We start from the raw sequence: 18813 nt of genomic DNA, 5'->3' as shown, positions 1-18813 counted from the left end.
AGAATGTAAATTTGTTAGATGAAGTCAACGTCTTCATCAGAAAGGTGTGTCTGTGGTAGATCAAGAAGAGCAGGAGTATTCGCGCTTACCAGTGATACGTAAAGTAAAATACCGCAAGAAAAATGGAAAACATACTTTTATTGTACATTATTCAGAACACTTCGGAATGGATTATGATTGTAAATTAACCTTATTACGTGAGAATAAAAAAGTACCTAACATTAGCCAGGTAGTAAATAAAGAAAAACATATTGCACAGTTAACAATTGAGGACAGTAATTATTCGTATACCAATTCCAATCATTCTATCATTTTAACTTGTATCACTTATTATGGTGTATTCCAAAGTATACCAGTAAAGGTGTTGATGGAGACATTGGAAGAAGTTAAAATCGTGATGGATGATGAACAATTGACGATTTTTTGGAAGGAAACTATAGGGAGATTAAGGGTAAAAGCCATTGCTTTTCGAATTACTGATATCATAACTAATAAGACTTATGTGGGAATATCACATTTATTCGGCAAGGTAACTATTGATAAGAGAAGTATTGGATTATCTTATAAGAATCCTTGGAAGATAAAATTGCTTCCGCTGATGGAAGATAACTCTTATGGACCTGCTTATGAAGATATTAGCATCTTACATGGAAGTATTGCATTGCAAGGTTCCTATTATGATAGAGATGGAAGGTTAATACTTCGCCTTCTGCAGAACTATTATGGAGAACTTCTGGTTGTGGTTGAAGAAAATGATGAGAAGGAGGAATATATAGTCACTTCTTCTGGGCAAGAGGTGAAGTTACAGCTAAAGAGACCTCTTCATCCTGCGAGAAAAAATCGCTTATATGTATGTAAAATCTCTAAGAATTATATAGGTCAGAAGAGTAATTCGTTAAGATTAGTTGCGGGTATTCCAAGGATAAATAAAATAGAGATGACAGAGGATCATAGATTAATCGTGTCTTCAAAGGTGCAAGATGACAATCAAGAGGCATATTTTGTGGAATATCAGGTGATATATCAAGATAAGTTGTGGAAACAAATCGTTGATATAAGAGAGAACGGGGAATTTGACTTAGGAGAAATCGATTCTAATCATGAGAATATAACAATTACAGCATCACAGATTCACGATGAGAGTTCAGGTCCATTATATATTAGTACCTTCAATCCTGAGGCTCCAAGGATAACTAAGTTAGAACATATAAATGGTAGATTGGAGATATCCTTCACCGATGTGGAGGCTGATTTATACCGAATCTATATCAAAAAGGGTGATGGGCAGAAATTAATCTATTCTATAGATGATACTAAGATAAGCATATCGTTATATGAATTAGGAGAGGATGTACAAGGCGTTGCCGTTCAGGCAGTCTATGGTATTGTTTCTGCTGGAATATCAGATTATGTCACACCGTTACTAAGTGAAGTAGAAATTAGTTTCGTTCAAATGGAATCTACAGTAAAGAAAATAAATAATACATCTACAGCGAGAATATCTTGGAAGGAAGTTCCAGGCTGTCAGTATAAGTACCAATTTCGTAATAATGATTGGATTCTTACAGAGGAAACCGAAGCTTTAATTGATATAGAACCTGGTGAGGTAGACTATTTTTCTATTCGCCTTGTAAGTCTTGATGGTAGATTAGAGGGTCCAATTATTAAGATTCCAATCGAAGAACTGGTAATCGAGCAAGCAGACTTTGACGGACGCTTTGCTTCGATTCGTTGGAATGACCTAAATAGTAATAGAGTTGGATTTATCAATTCTTTGAATGATAGTTCAGTAGAGACAACGGAGAACATCAGGAAGGAGAAAGTAACTTATCTATTAAAGATAACTAGAGTACTTCATGATGAGTGTATTGTTGTAGATTCTGTGGCTGAGATAGAAGGAAAAGAGTTACGATTCTGCCAAAAAGACAATTATTATCAAGGTACGTTATCAGATGATGACTACATGGTAAGCGTTCAGTCAATCTATGAAGGAGTTAATGAAAACAGAATCCATGGAAGAATCATAGAAAAATACCAAGGGGTAGAATCTACTGCAAGACCTTTATTATCCTCTGCTTATTTCTTTGCCTCAGAGCGAGAGAAGCCATATTTATATTATAAGGATCAGAATTCATGGGAAGAAAATAAAGTAGCTATCTATTCTAATAATAGTAGAATATCCATCCCAATTGAGATTCTAGGAGAGATTAATTCAGTAGAAAACGATTCATTTACCCTAAACAAAGATGTGATGAATGGTAAGTATATCTTATCCATCATACAAATGATTCCTACGGATGAACAAAGAGCAAAGATTAGAGAAGATTATAAGGATTTCATTAAGAGGCTAGAAGAGAATGAGATCAAGCCATATGATCTAACCGTTATCATGAATCTGATTGGTAGGTTTATTTCTCAGTCTACAGAAGATAGTCTCTATTATGGATTAGGATATAGAGAGGAAGAAGGAGCAATCGATCTAAGACCGGGAATGATCCTTCGTGTGGAATATGCTTCAAATCAATATTGTACCTCAGAAAGTGGATATTATAAGTCAGGTTATATGGCCAATGCAGTGGCTGAATATGAGATTGCCTCAAATAGGGAAAGGGATATTGAGGATCAAGGATATTATCTTGGCCTTGACGCTTTCTTTACAACGATATCAAATAATGCAATGTTAATACAAGAACCTACGAAGAATCAGTCAATGCAAGCTGGCGGTGCGAGTGGAATTGATCTTGCTAATGATATGATGCACCGCGCCTTTTACCGTCTAGTACTTCCTACTGATTTGTTCTTGCCAAACGATGATGGAGAAAGCAGGCTTCCATACTATATGACAATTATAGCTGCAGATCAATATTCCAAGTTAGAGGAAGCAACCTTGTTGCTACGAAGTAGTGGTACCATTACCGATACTGAGGTTGGTGCTGGATATTTTATGGGAAGAACTATTATCACACCATGCATTCGAATCAGAGTAAACGGTTCGGATCGTATCGTGCCTGTTGGAACAACATTAGAGCATGTCTTAAATTCAGAAGGATTCATACTTCCTAAGAAGACAGAAAGAATCACAAAGAATATTCAGGTAAAACGAAGCATCTCTTGTGACTATATCAATCAACATCAGATTACGGATAACTATGTACCTATTTGTATCTTAAGAGGAATTGGCGGATTGTATGAAGATTATGAGACTAGATTATCATTGCCATTATATAGCGGTGATGTCATTAGAATCTGGTAGGGGAGTAAGTGATGGGAGAGAAGGTTTTTAGGCGAATTGGATTACAGGTCTATCGGTGGATGGACAGTACTGTCACTTATTATATTGCCTCCAAAGTTCTAAAAGATACCCTTAGTTTACAGGAATCATTTGCTGATTCTGGGGGTATCTATGTCTTTGTAAGGAATGGAGTAACCAATATCTATAAGCTATGGGACTATGTTAAAAATAACAGATACAATGTTAGGTTTCTCTGGTTGAGTGAGGAAGCCAATTATCAGATTCTTGGAAGGATTCGTATGACGGATAATAAAGTTCGTGAATTGACGAAGCTATCCTTCGGGGAGTATTATCTGTTACTGTATGGTACGGTAACAAAGGTGTCTCTAGGAACGGATGGTTCAACCTTTCGTTTTCAGTCCATCAGTACTGGCCAACCAGTAATAAAATACGCAGAGTTTAACACGCCATATAAAGATATCACGGTTAATAATCAAGTTGATGTTTCGATTCAGGATGGTACATTTGGAGTTCAGATTGCTACATCGAACACGACATTTGAGGAACTGGGTGCAGGATTCGGATATTTTACCGAGAATAGTAAGGATAATCTTAAGGTAGATCATTTCTATTTTTCATTTTTAAAAGGAATATTAGGAGCAAGCGTTAGCGCGCATCTTGATCTATTTTATCGAGAGGATAGTGAGCGAACCTATATCTCCTTACCTAATCAGGAATCTTATGAGACTGGTTTTCTAACAATCTATGGAGAGAAGATACGAATGAAGACAGGAGTGAATTCAAGGCTTGTATTTGCTAGATATCCAAGTGACTCTTCTACTAATCCTGCAACTTTTACTTATTTAACTTATATGGGGGATTATACTGTAGAGCTTAACCAGACAGGAATCAAGAAAAAGCTATTATGTGGATTGTCGGGAATGGAATATATGGAGGTAGAACAGGGAGATATATTTCACTTGATACCAGGGCAATCTTCTTACTTCTTAGATAATGAATTCTATAATCGTGGAACTACAGCATTCTTTCAAGTATCAAGTAACGGAATGGATTATTACAGTAAGCCAAAGCAAGCAGCGCTATATGAATATATAGACTCGAATCTATTGCATTATTATGATATGGTGAGTGCGAGAATGCCAGTTGGAGTTACCTTTCCTATGATTCCATATGGAGCGAGAGTTCATGAAGAAGGGGAGACACAACAGAATTCTGGAATGGATCAGCTGGATTATAACAACCTTGAGAATCTGGTATTGTCAATTCGAGAACGTGTTCTCTTAATGCAAAATCAGAGTTCTGTGAATAAAGACTTATTAAGTAATTTCAAGCATGTGATCACTTCTCAAGGTCTTGTAGCAGCAGTGAATCCAACGAATTCTTATATCGAATATCTAGGAATTGCAAATAGTAAAGAGCAACAGAGTACGGACGATATACCATTACCTGATCTTGCATTTACTGCATTAAGGAAGGAATTCTTAAAATCCATCTCAAGTAATCGCCTATTTCTTATTATGAATAGTGATGAAGTATTAATGGGTGAGGCAGGTAATACCAATGAGAATCCAGGATCGGTACAGTATTCCTTTGATAAGGAGATAGCAGAGAGCATGTTAGAGAATGAGCCACAATATCAGACATTGATTCAAAGTGTTCTTGATTATTTTGTGAGCCATCAATTCGATCAAGTAAGATATGAGACGGAACAACTCTTTGTGCAGGCGTTACGAGAAGCTTTCATGGCGATTACAGTAGAGGAGATTACTTGTTTCTTGAGATATTGTGGTTTACTAAAGGTATCAATTGATGGTTGGAGCTTTCAGCTATCTCCACGTAACTGGAAGGAGCATAATACCATATTCCTATGCAAATATACCAGGGATTATAGCTTATATGAGTTAGTACAGGATACCAAGTATTGGGTATGGAAAGAAGGTTTATCTTATCAGGGAAGTAATCCAGAGAAGGTAAGAATTGATGTAACAAATATTTTAAATGAGGCAATGAATGCCTCGAAGGAAAGCATAGATTCTCCTTATGCCAAGTTAGTTAAGATTGTCGAGGATAAGACTTGGTGCGGATGCTTAGCGTTCAACGTCTCAGTATTATTTGACGAAGTTCCAGGGGAGATGAAGAGTATCTTATCGGGAGTGGAGAAAGAGAAGTTCTACGCTCATCATATTGGATTCGAACAAAGTGGAATTAGCATAGGTGTTCCGAATGTCTTACATCAGACTTCTATGTTTGGATTAATTGACTATACCAATGAAGAAGAATTGAATCGTGATACGGCAGAAGAATATGGTTTCCTAACAAAGGAACTCAAGCTTCTATTCTATAATTCCAAAGTGCAATATTTCTCGTGTCTATGTCAGTTAATGCTCAATCGCTTATTTGGAGGATATACGAGAAAGATTCCATTAACAACTGGGAATATACTTCATCTTATTGGCAGTTATCAGAGAAATCGTGCCAAAAACAATGAGGCATTGGAATATACATTTTCACTAAGAGAGCAAACTGATTTCTCATTAGACAGTGTACCAATCAATTCGATACGAATGAGTAAAGCGAGGATGTCGTTATCAAGCGAAGGTGATAGGTCCATTGCTACGATTACTCTAGCAGGAAGGATGAAGTTCTATCAACCGGAGAAGTTTGATCCTTTTGGTTACGGTGACCTGTTGGAGAAGGAAACCAATGAGGAGGGAGCATTAGATGATACTATTTTAGAAGAGGGTTGGCTAAATTATAATAATCTCGTGATTGTTATGACAGTGGAGCAAGGCATACAGAGCTTTTTCCTTGATTATGATAACATTGGATTTGACGCTTCAACAAGTAAGGAGAGAGAGGCATCTTTGGTACATCGCTTTCCAATGCAGTTACTTGGAATGATAACAGGTAATGAGGGAAACTTACCAGAGAAGAAAGGGTTTGGGGCTATTCAATGTCCTCTCAATCAGCAAAAGCTAGAGGGTGAGTGGTATGGTTTACTCTGGAATATTGATATGGGATCGCTAGGTTCCCTAATGAAGAGCAGTTCCATCCGACTAGAATGGTTGACTGCCTGGTGCGCACCTAAGAAGGAAGCAGGGGATGGAACTCATGTGAATCCGAATGCAAATAGCACTCCAGGTCAATATGGAGTGAGTCCGTCTCTCTATTTTGGAGTTCGAACTACATGGGGGGATGTTAACCCATTAGGAGATGTTAATTTATCGGTTGGAAACTATCATTTACCCCTAGAGGGAGTAATGTCCTTAGGTTTTCAGAGTATTCAATTCGGGGTAAGCGAGGATGAGAATGCAGATGACCTTGAGTACTATATTAGGCTTCGTAATTTTGGTCTGAAATTATTAGGAATCACCTTTCCACCTGGTAGCAGTGATATCTTCCTATTTGCGAATCCAGATCAGACCAGTGCAACTAAGCTTGGCTGGTATGCTACTTATTCGATGGGTGAAGATAAGGGGGAAGGTGTGAATTAGATGGATTATGTTAAGATATGGTGTATCGCAGTAGGACCAGGGGTTATGAATTTCGTTGAGATCTATGATAAGACTACGAATCAGGTAAAAGGGTTAATCCTTATCGATTGCGGGGGCAGTCAGTCAATTTATGAAAAGGTATCCTCTAGATTAGTAGACTCCATTTTAGCTAGAAACAATAATTTCATTAACCTGGTGCTTATCTCTCATACGAATGCAGAGTATAGCAATCTACTTAGTGAGTTGGAAGTAGATATGAATGGACTAATCTTTGGTGGAAGTAACGATTCTTACAAGCAAAGTAGTCTGAAAGAGACGATTGCTACTTTGGTGGATGCAGAATTTCTAGAGAAAGAAAAGGTATTCATTAGTGATTCCTCAAGTTATTCGAGGGTAGTTGGTAGTCTAGATCTTAGTGTCTTTGGGATTGATACGGATGTTATACTAAGGCTTCTAATCTCAGATTCCGAAGTGGGTGGAAAGGATGCGTCTAGTATATGGCAGATTACGGTAGGCAGTCATTACACACTCTTTACCGCAGATGCAAGTATTCAGACCATTCAGAAAGCTAATGGTATCATAGGAGAAAATCTGACTTATTTTACTGGAACTTCCATCTGTGATCTGATGACAATACCACACCATGGTTCTTATGTGATAGAAAGCAAAGAAAAGGTCACAAAGTTAGATCCTTCTTTAAAGGTATTCGGAACTTATATCAACGCACGTTATGGAATAGCGAATTCAGCATTACATCGTAACTGGATCTACTCCAGCCAATACGTGCAAGAAGCAGTATTGCCAAATCCTGTAGCTATGGCAAGGCATATTTGCTATATTCATAATAAATCAAATGTATACGGTAAGAGACAATATACTACTGGATATTTAACCAATTCCTCTGTCATAGAAGGTGAGGACAGGAGCATTAGTTATTCTTTAAAAATGGATGGAACGAGTCAGAATGTGCCACAGTATTATAAGGAAAATGATACAACACCACAGGATGATTTTACTCACCTTGCAGCAAATGTCAGAGAAGAAGAGGGGGTAGTATATGGCCCAGAATGATTTTTTTGATGAGCTTAATCTTAAGCTAAAAGAAGGGAAAGCATTCGCAGATATCATAAAGCTCCAAGAATCACGCTATTCTTTAGACGATAATCTAATGAAACTTAGACCTTCTGTGCTCAGTAAGATTAAGATCACAAATGGCAGTGTTACAAAAGTAAATACAGAGCGTACCATGGGAGAGATAACGTTTCTAGCAGATCTGCATGAGAGTGAGCTAAAGAGGCTGTCAGAATGGCTTGGTCTTGATAATCCTGTAGTAAAAGGGACAATCTCAGTTCCTGGTGTAGATGGATATTCTGAATTTGACCTTAACGTACAAGGTGGTAATTGCTATAATGAGCTATTTGCCCCTTTAGCAATCTATATCAATTCCTTTATCATGAAGTTAAAGAGCCATTGTGTGGATAATTATAGTGATAAACTCTTAAGTTCCTGTGAGTTGGTTGCAATGGCAAAGGTGGAAGGATTAGAAAATGAGATTCAGATTCGTGCAAATGGTATTGAAAGAAAAGATCACATACAATTTGTGGTGGAATTTGCACCAGAGCTTTCCATAAAGAATGGAACAACATTTATCATGAATCTCTTTGGTATCAAAGAAGAAATTGCTCTTCCAGATATCTTTGATATTGCTGGTGTAAAAGAGTTAATGGTTCAGATTGCGAATCCATATGCCACGGGTACCTTAAAGACAACAGGACTTCTAGAATCTGCTGGTCTTGTCATTACAACTAGAGAAGAATATAAGCCTTCCATACCTTTTTTGAAGCTAACCAGTGTTACAACGAATTGGGATATCTCCTTTACGAAGAGTGAAAGTAATCAGACGAATTATGTAATCAGTGGAAGCCTTCTTGGTAAATACAATTTAGGAAAAGAGGATACTCCACTCGCAAGACTTACAACGTCCTTGCATATTCCAAGTCTGGAAGCAGAACTGGCCTTACAAGAAGATACGAACATTCCGCTTGGATCAATTATGAAGGAATATCTAGGTATTCCAGCTGAAAGCCTCGAAGATACTCTAATTGTAACGAGGTTAGAAGGAAATGCTTCTGTTATGGCAAAAGAGTTCAGCCTTGACATGGAGATTACGAATGCATGGAATCTTCTTCTTGGCAATGTAACATTGAGTCTAGAGAACATCACTGCCTACCTTGGATATTATAATAATCAGCTAATTGGTTCCTTTGAAGGCAATATGTCAATAGATGATGAAGAGCACAAAGCAGTCTTACAAATGACAGCGGAGTATGAGAATCCTGCTTGGAAGCTATCCGGAGGGCTTAGTAGTGGTAGTCTGAATATACCAACTCTAATTGTAAAGTTCACTGAGACAGAACCACCCGAATGGTTGAAAAATATTGACGTAGAGATCAAGAAACTATGGTTGGAATTATCCACCGAAGAAGGGCATCCATTTCATCTAACCGGTGAATTAGAAGCTGGGTGGAAGATTGATGTTCTTGGTAAAAGATTTGTGATTGGCGCTTCTGTTGATTATGAGAGGAAGAAGAAGGGCACATCGAATCCTTCGGTTATATGGTTAACAACCAATGACGAATATGATTACAAAGGGAATCTTACAGGCAATCTTAAGTTCGGTACGTTTCTCGTTAAAGTTGGAACCAAGTTCAGCAATGATTCCAAGCCAATGTATGAGTTCTATTTATCGTATCAGAATAAATATCTACAAGCGTCTACGGTATTAGTAAAAAATAAAGATAATACGTCTCATCAAGCACTGAAACTAAGTCTAGGAGGAGCTACTTTTGGTGAACTTCTAGCATATCTATTTCATCTGATAAATCCAAATCTGGATATCAAATTACCTCCCCCATGGAATGTATTGGATTCGATAAAGTTATCGGATTTTGAATTTACACTAGATCCAACGTTAAAGAAATATAGTATCGAGTATAAAGCAAAATTGAACATTGGAATTGCAAATATTGATACAGTAGGCTTAAGCCTTGATGAATCCAGCCAGGCAACCAAATTAAATGTGATCTTAACTGGTGATCTCTTGGGTAAAAAGTATACCGAGAGTAATCCATTAGAGTGGGATACCGTAAATGAAAATGCGCCAGAAGCACCAGGAACAGGTAAGAAATTATGTATGATCTATTATCTGGGAATGGGGCAGTATATTAAGCCAAGTACAGATACTAGTAGTATTAAGTCGGTAAAAGATATGATTGACCTTTGGAAGAAGGCATTACCTGCAGGAGGAGAAGGATTCAAAAATCCTGTAAAAGGAGAGAGTAAGTTGCTAGCATTTGATGAGACAGTGGATTGGATGGTAGGCATTGATATGGCAGTTCTAGAATTCCTTCGAATGCGAATACTCTTTCAAGACCCTGATTTCTATGGTGCACAGATTACACTAAATGGAGCACAGGCAGGCTCACTTTCAGGACTGAATCTAGAGATCCTATACAAGAAGATTCGTGATAATATTGGAATGTTCAAAACCAGACTACTGTTACCAGAAGCTTTTCGTCGTTTTGAACTTGGAATCTTCTCAGTTACTCTTGGTATGATTGATGTTGAAATCTACACAAATGGTAATTTCATGGTGGATTTTGGATTTCCTCATAATGGTGACTTTACGAATTCCTTTAATATTCAGGCAGCTTGGTGGACAGGAGATGGCGGAATCTATTTCGGTGTACTAAGTTCAGAGACAACGAACTTGGTTCCTAAAGTAAGTAATGGAAGGTTCGCTCCAGTGATTGCATTAGGAATTGGATTCCGCTTTGGTATTGGTAGAAGTATTAATTCAGGAATCTTAAAGGCGGAGGCATCTCTACAACTATTAGCAATCCTAGAGGGCGTATTTGCTGTGTACCAGCCAAATGACTTGGCGAAGAAGAAAGAATACTATTACCTTATCAAAGGAACGGTTGGAATCATTGGAAAGGTCTATGCGGAGGTTAATTTTGCCGTTATTCAAGTTGCACTTAATCTGGAAGTGAAGGCTACCGCTAGCATCATAGTTGAGGCATATGAGAAAATTCTACTTTCCCTCGCTTTATCCATATTGGCACAAGCGAGAGTTAAGATTCTATTTGTTCGAATCTCATTTGAGTTCAAGTATACGATGCGCCTAGACTTATCCTTTGGCGAAAAGAGATTAGCACCTTGGCAATCAGGTAATATGACGACCAACCAGACGAGGGCTCTTAATAGAAATGCAATGAACTTACTAAGAAAAGACCGCAGTCTTCTCAGAGTACAAAGCATAAGAGAATGGAATCCGAACGTCTCATTAGATCTTGCGAAGAAGAATGTCAATGTGAATCTGGTACCTGTCTTTTCCATTGATCAAGCAGAAGTGACTAGAAATAACACTCCGACTAATAAACTAGCCTTCCTCCTCTTTATTGATCAGACTGAGATTATGAATAATAATAAAAAAGAAAAATGTTTTCACTACTTAGTGGAACTTATGACTAGATGGAGTTTATCCGTATTGGAGGGACTGAATCAGGAAGGGTCAATTGATGTTACACAACTAAAGGAACTTAGCGAATGGTTTGATACCAAGGAAGCGAAAGCAGGATTTACCAAGGAGAATCTAAGTATTCTATTTGAGAATTATATGATGTTTAACCTAAGGCAAGTTCCAATCATCACAACAAGTGAAGGAGATACCCTTAGTGAGGTAGATGGTGTGTTATTACCAGTATTTCCTGAGTTAACCTATAATTATTCGATGAATGGCATTGTTCAAGTTCGTGATTTCTCAACATACCAACCAATTGATGAATCCTATGAGGAGAAGTTAAAGGAATACTTTGAGAAGTTAAAACACCTTGCAAGGGAAAGAAAAACTACCGTAAAAGTAGGCAGTTCAAGTGTCACCTCATATGCTACCATGATCTATTCGGATTATTATTATAATCTAGCCAAAAGTTGTGTAAATACCCTAGCTAGCTGCATGGAAGAATATCGAATCCGCTTAACAGAACCTTCTTCCTTAAAAGAGATTGCAAATAGCTTCCCTACAGAAGAGATTGAAGAGATGGTAACCATTGACGATACGATTTCTTCCATTGCAAAGAGACTTGGTCTATATGAAGAAGAACTTATCTACTTAAATACAGATATAGAAAATAAGATATCGAATGCTTTACTCAATCAGACTTATAAGATTAGGCTGAATATTGGAGTTACGCCACATTCCATTGCACTACAGAATGATTCTTTAGAACTTACTGCTAATAAAACATATCACATACGTAATTATGCATATAACATTTCTCCAGAAGACACATTCCAGAGCATTTCCGATAAGTATCATATTATGGTGGGGGATCTGATAGAAACTGTTATGGAGGAACATGTATTACAATATAATGCTCCATTTACCGTGCCAGCAATCCTATATCAGAATGATACGAATCTATCCAGAGAACAGATTGCAGCAGTATTCTATGAGAGATACTATCGTCCAGAGAATGAATGCTTAGAGTGGTATCTATCTGCCATAAGTGAATTAAATACAGCGAAGGATTCTAGCATACCAGAGGATGTTATTCTATATCCTTTAACATTTGGTCAGTTAACACCAGTAAGACAGTGGAGAAAGCTTCCTGACGATACCATTGCTACCGTTGCTTCTTATTGTGCAATTTTATCCAATCCTTCTGAGGAATTTAATGAATTTAAGTTAAAGGTTCACTTAGTGCTAGGGGATATCTATCAGGTAGTTGGCAATCATACCATTCGAATCAATACAGAAGTTCCAAGTTCTTTTATGAATCGATTGTTGATTAGCCAAAATATGTTAGTTCAGATACTAAAAGAAGCAGATGTATTGATGCCATATATCGGAGTTATCATTCCAGAGGTGCTAATAACAACCAATGAGAAGGAGACACTGAAAACCTTTGCTGACAGGTTAGAATTATCTGTAGTGGAACTAACAGATTATGTTGTGGATGACAAAGAATTATTTAAGATGACTGCTGGAAATGAACTCCTTCTGATTGTACCAGATCTTCCTAAGATAGAGATAAGTTCCCTCATAGAACAATTGCTTACGGAATATTCGGATAATATCGCAGGTCAAGTATCTCGTTTCTTCTTACAGGGGTTAAGACTACCTGGACCAGGCGAAACAGAGGATCCAGCCTTGCCATCCATATTACAAAGTATGTATGAATGGACGGGTCAACAATTTGACGTCGTAATGTTAGAGGATACTCCAGAAGAGGATGCCATTCATCTAACAGTAAATAAGGATAGCATCGCTAATTGGATTCAACTTGTAGAGACGATCATATCTAAGATTCAGTTGGAGGATAATGGCATAGAGGTAAGCCACTACCAATTAGAAGGCTTTACGAATGGTAATCATGAACTCTTAATGAATGAACAAGAGGAAGCTGTGCTAGAAATTAGCTATACCAAAACACAGATTATTTCTCAATTACCAGCAGAAAGTTTAAGTCCAGCAATTATAAAAGGACTTTCACCTATGTCGCCATATGAGTTAAGAAAATTAACAATTAATCTTGGTACTCCTTCCAATGTAATTGGAACAAATCAGGCATTAAGAAGAATGGAATCTCTGCCAGAGTTAACAGCAGGTGGTACTCCAGCACGATTAGTAGAATATAGGGAGCTATCATCAGAAAACGATACGAATGCAGAGACAAATATGTTTGATGTTGGATTCTATACTAGGATATCAATTAAGAAAACGAAAACCAATGGTACCTATGAAGTATATGGCGTGAAGGAAGAAGATAGAGAGCCACTCTTAAATATGAGTAAATTAGCAGCTAATACGGAATTAGAACCAGTTCACATTATGCTTTATTATGTGCCAGACGTAACGAACCGAACCGATGCAGGATTATGCAGAATCAAGAAGGAAGATAGTACTACGTTCTTATTGAAGGCCAATCTATCAACGGAGACGAAGCATGTTACGCAAGCTACGGGCTTACTTAATGTTTCTGGTAATCGTGATTATGGTTTGGATTCTGTTAACAGTATGTACTTTAAAGATACATCCGAGGTAAGTGGATTCTTAAGATTACTATGGGAATGTACTACGATTGGTGGAGGAGGTTATTGGATTCACTTGCCAGAAGAATTACCAGATAATATCTTTGATGAGACTGGAACAGCTTCTATCTATCTCTTTGCATATCGTAAGGATAACAGGCTCTACGCATCTGACCAATATGTGTTAGTCGATATGAGTAAAGATGTTGTAATAGAATGTACCGAGATAGAAGAGAAGAAGAGTTGCTTAGATACGGGAGAATTCGGATTCGAGTTGACACTTGCTCCAACCGATACGGATGCACTGAATCTATCAAGTCCCGAAGACAGGATGCGACAACTATTCCACATCATCATGTATCAACTTCTAGAAAGTGATTCTTACCAAGGAAGTGGTCTATCCCTTCCGGTATTTCCGGTTGATAAAGAATCGAATTGGTGGTATTCACAGATTATTCCGCTATATCGATTCCTAAATAAGACGTATCACACTACCGTGGGTCTCCCTTCACTGGGGGATAATCCATACAATGGAGTAGATGGAATCAGTGCTACTAAGATGAAGATTAACTTTTACGATATCCTTGGTAATAGCACTGCTGATCATGAGAATTATAAGTTAGATGTACAGTCCTACTATACGACTCCTATCCTTTCACCAGTTGATTTACCATTCCTTCATAGCGCGTATGGTGTAGAGAACAATCAAGTGCAAACCGTAATAAGTCCAGACTTAATTGCATTAACAGGTCGTGTAGCAACGGATCATGAGAGAAAAATCTATCAAGATGCTTTTTATCAATATCATCAAAAAGATATCAAAGTATCTTTAGCTGGTACTTTATCGAAAGAAGTGAAAAAAGGTCTAAAAGAGCAGACCTTAGATATGATATCCGCAGTATGGCTTACCCTAAATAATCGAAAAGCATGTCCTTCTTATCAAGCTCATGAAGTAACAATAAAGGATTATTACACTCGGTATGGCATTACAACTGAACAACTTGTGAAAGCAATCAGGGATAAGACTTTGGAAGAACTATTTGTTGCTACAAATCAAGTAATTAAAGTACCTCATATCCTAACCATTCAAAGTAGCGAGACACTGAATAAAGTATTTGAGGAATCAGGAAGCTATGTTACGAATATTGCTACCGTAATGAGTATGCCAGAGAATAAAAAGATAACATTCCAGAGTGGTATCTACCTCCATACAAAAGTAAACCATGTTACAACCACAGTGAATTCAAGCTTTTCAAAGATTGCGAAAGATAAGAAGACCTCACTAGAGAGTCTCGTCGCATTAAATCAGGAGAAAGCTGATATATTCATTCTAGGAACAACGATTCCATATCAAGGAGTAAGCATAAGCATAGATCAAGAAGGTGTACGGTTATTAGATATCTGCCAGAGGATGGAAGCGGAATATAATATCACGGTATCTCCACTTGAGTTAATGGTAGAGAACAAAGAGAAGGTATTGATACAATCAGGTACGATGCTAGATTATGATGATTATCTATCTGATGGTCAATCCTTTGCTAGCTTTGAAGAAAATCCAGATATTAGAGAAGATATAATCACTGCAATCAATCGTAATCTTTTGGTAACCAATCTTTATGAAAATGGTACCATAATAACATTGTCGTATCTAAACTTGAATCAATTCACGGTAGAAGAAGCTGCTAAGATAGCAGGATGTAGTGAAGAATATCTAATTACTTGTAATGAAGAACTGCAGCTAAATCAAGAGGTTCAGATCACAATTGAAGGTGTCTGCATGCCTCCATTAGATCCTATGGGTCACTATCAGCCATATTACTATGTGAATGCACAATCATTTAAAGCAATATCAGATGAAGAGGGCATCCTTGACTTAGCGGTGGCTGAGATAAATAAGGAACGTAATGTCTTATATGGTCATGGTCAGACAATAACAATTGGTGAGAAGACTGTAATCTGTCCTGTAGGTGCATTTAGCTTAGATGAGATATTGGAACGGTATTCCAATATCAGTATGGAAGAACTCCTGCCTTACCTTGCAACTCTCGTTAGAGAGAATAGTATGTGGGTAGTACCAAGTAATACGATTCTAGGTAATAGGAATACGATTGGAGAGATAGCAGAACACTTAAATGTTACCCCAGAATCATTTGTCGAGTGTAATGCATATCTAACAGATTTATTAGTAACTGGTCAGACAGTAACAATTGTAAAGAATCAAAACAATCAATATGAGACGCTTTATCAAGCTATCTACGAACATGATACTTTTTCTTGCATCTTAAAGCGCTTCCAGAAAGATTACAAAGAAGCTACGTATCAAGATATTGCTAACTACAACTTGAATGCATCAATGATTAAGACGAATGCTTGGTATTTTCTTCCACCAAGGGAACTGGTCATCAATCAGAGCATACAAGATACAGCATATGAGGAAGCTCTTTGGGAGATTACTATGAATATGACTATAGAGCGTGATGAAATGTGTGTTCATCCTGATTTTAGGGAAGAAAGTGGTTATGTATCCAAAGTGTCTAGTATTCCAGCCTACTATGAATTGGATGATGGAGGTAATGTATCTTATAAGACATTAGCGAATGGAATTGAAAAAGCATTCACTCATATTCGAGTAGTAACAGGTAAAAGGATAGGCGAATCAAAAGAAAAATTATACGCATTACAGTTGCTGGAGAATGGTATCAGGAAACTTATGGTAACACAACCAGTAGAAGTAATGATTCAAAATAAAAAGCACACACTCCCTAGATATTATGCGATACGACCTTTATCCAATCAGTTGATATCCAAGGAGAATATGGCTATTTCTCTCTATGAAAATGGAAAACTACTTACAGATACTAACATACAGAACTTCCACAATATTGATATGGATATCTGGGCATATCAATTCTTTCAAGACGTTGAGACACTCTTAACCAGTGATTATTATACCGCAATCTATCAATCAGCTTTTTCTAGAGCCAATCTGGATGCACTTGTAACCTGTAAGAAGGAGTTAGCATGTAATGTGGCAAATGGTATTGATCTCGTTCTTAATGTAGAGAACAAGGAATCAGAGGATGCAAGGAAGGAAGTAAAGAAAGTACTCGAGCAGCAATTACGAAATAATCTAATAAAAGGATATCAGATTGATGCGATTGCTCAGTATGAGGTAGAAAGTACTACAGGATGGGAGGAACTAGCACCAAGACTGGATGGAGTTGCTTACCGTAAGGATAATACGAATATCCAGAGTAAAACAGTTACAATTAAGAGCAGTCCAATCTCATTGAAAAATGGAGTTACCTATCAACATTTAGTACTAACAACGAATCTCCCAGAGAATCAAAAACAGATTCCGCTAAAGTCCATTTCCTATCATGTAAGTCAGTTGGAATATGATAGAAGTGAAGTATCCTTTGAATCGATTGGTTTCACTGGTGAAGAGAAGAATAATCTAGAGAATGATAACCGATATATCAGAAATTATCTTGAGAAGATGGAAGTGAATGAAGTAGAAGAGTCAGTGGAAGATATTGATCAATATCTGAATTCCTCTTGGTTATCATTTGTCATACCATTCCATATTGAAGCGTCGGAAGAAGATAATATTAGTCTTAATTATAGTACTGACGTTCCAGCACCAGTACCATTACGCCTCTTCCCATCGATTCCAGAGATAAAATACCATAACACAAGAAAGAGTATGGAAGCACCAAAAGACTATGTGAAAGCATTGAATTGGGATTACATGTTCTCTTATCGACACGAACATTATGAGCAAGATAGTGTTCATGTTCATATTGAATGGAACGATGCTCCTACCATGGCGCTTCGTGAAGGAAGAGGGCTCTTTGAAGAACTCGCTCAATATATGGTAGTTCGTGACCAATTGATGTCAGGCTTAACTGGATTCCTAACGAATAGTGGCAACGAAGTAAGTAATGAAGCTTTTGGCACCTTTTATCTGTTAGCAAATAATATTAAGGATGCATGGGGGGAATATTACGAGTCTTCTTCAATCTTAATTACAGATGTTATCGATAATCTATCCTATGATTATGTCATTCAACCAGCCTCGCCAAACGAATCGGAGGATACGAATGAGGATTGGAATGAAGGTTCAGAATGCATTCATATAATCAATATGACAAGAGGAAAGGAAAGTGATAGGTGGCCAAACGTACAGATTGAATTAGAATCGACTGGTGAGAAGATTGATCTTACCCTCAAAGAAAGAGTTGAAAATACACTGGAAGCAGATTATTGTTATAGCAGTCGAATCGAAGTGACTGATAAGATGACAGTGAATCTAATCTTTACAGACCTAAGTATCAATCAGTTCCAGAATGCAAAGGGAAGCGTGTATCTAAAACGGAATGACGACATCATGAAAGAACAATCCATTACCATGAATCAAGCATTTATCTATGAAACAGGCAAGGCAGAGACACCATCTAGTGTAACCCCATATTTGGCCTATAGTGATACCTTTGCAGCAGGTAAATTATTTGATAAAGTGACGGCATTAGGTGAGACGATGAATTCTGCAGAAATAGAGAATAATACGCCAGACAATGAAGGTAAGCATCAAAACATGATAGGAAATACACTGATTCGCCAAGGTAGCTCATATAAAGGGAGCGATTTACCAAAAGTAATGCAACAGTTAACCGCTGGTTCGAATGAGATTGGTATTAGCATGGAGATACGTTATGGATTAAAGATTGCTACAGTAGATGAGAAGCCTCTCTATTCGTATGTGCCAGCTTTCTATACTCCAAGTACCTTCCTTGAGTCAATATCAGAAGAAACGGTTATTGACTCCTGTATCGAATGGTGGAAGGCTAATCATCTGACCGATAAAGAGGGGATATGGCAATTGGAATTTACCTTGTATTCAAAATATGAGGATAAATTACCGCTATGCAAATTGCTCTTAGAATTTACGAATTAGTTTACATTTTCACA

The 18813-nt window shown here is 37.4% G+C and carries 4 protein-coding genes; all 4 read left to right on the top strand.

Annotated features, from left to right (window positions below; all coding sequences use genetic code 11):
- Nucleotides 1-52: 52 nt before the first annotated feature.
- Genes bsdtb5_RS17450 through bsdtb5_RS17435 form a run of 4 tightly spaced genes read left to right on the top strand, consistent with a single transcriptional unit; the run spans nucleotide 53 to nucleotide 18799 of the window.
- A complete protein-coding gene (locus tag bsdtb5_RS17450) occupies nucleotides 53-3253 on the top strand; it encodes a hypothetical protein (protein WP_271713247.1) in 3201 nt (1066 codons plus the stop codon).
- Between the two features lie 11 nt (nucleotides 3254-3264).
- Nucleotides 3265-6747, top strand: a complete 3483-nt coding sequence (locus bsdtb5_RS17445) for a hypothetical protein (protein WP_271713246.1) — start codon at nucleotides 3265-3267, stop codon at nucleotides 6745-6747.
- On the top strand, nucleotides 6748-7818 hold the full coding sequence (locus tag bsdtb5_RS17440) for a hypothetical protein (protein ID WP_271713245.1): 1071 nt from the start codon (nucleotides 6748-6750) through the stop codon (nucleotides 7816-7818).
- Nucleotides 7805-18799, top strand: a complete 10995-nt coding sequence (locus bsdtb5_RS17435; RefSeq protein WP_271713244.1) for a LysM peptidoglycan-binding domain-containing protein — start codon at nucleotides 7805-7807, stop codon at nucleotides 18797-18799. The genes bsdtb5_RS17440 and bsdtb5_RS17435 overlap by 14 nt, the downstream gene beginning before the upstream one ends.
- The last annotated feature ends 14 nt before the right edge of the window (nucleotides 18800-18813 follow it).

The sequence above is a fragment of the Anaeromicropila herbilytica genome (genome assembly GCF_016591975.1).
GTDB classification, from domain to species: domain Bacteria; phylum Bacillota; class Clostridia; order Lachnospirales; family Lachnospiraceae; genus Anaeromicropila; species Anaeromicropila herbilytica.
This window is presented reverse-complemented; position numbering and strand designations above follow the sequence as displayed.

Coding starts and splice junctions, on each gene's coding strand:
- bsdtb5_RS17445 (WP_271713246.1), top strand. CDS start 3,265: ATGGGAGAGAAGGTTTTTAGGCGAATTGGATTACAGGTCTATCGGTGG.
- bsdtb5_RS17440 (WP_271713245.1), top strand. CDS start 6,748: ATGGATTATGTTAAGATATGGTGTATCGCAGTAGGACCAGGGGTTATG.
- bsdtb5_RS17435 (WP_271713244.1), top strand. CDS start 7,805: ATGGCCCAGAATGATTTTTTTGATGAGCTTAATCTTAAGCTAAAAGAA.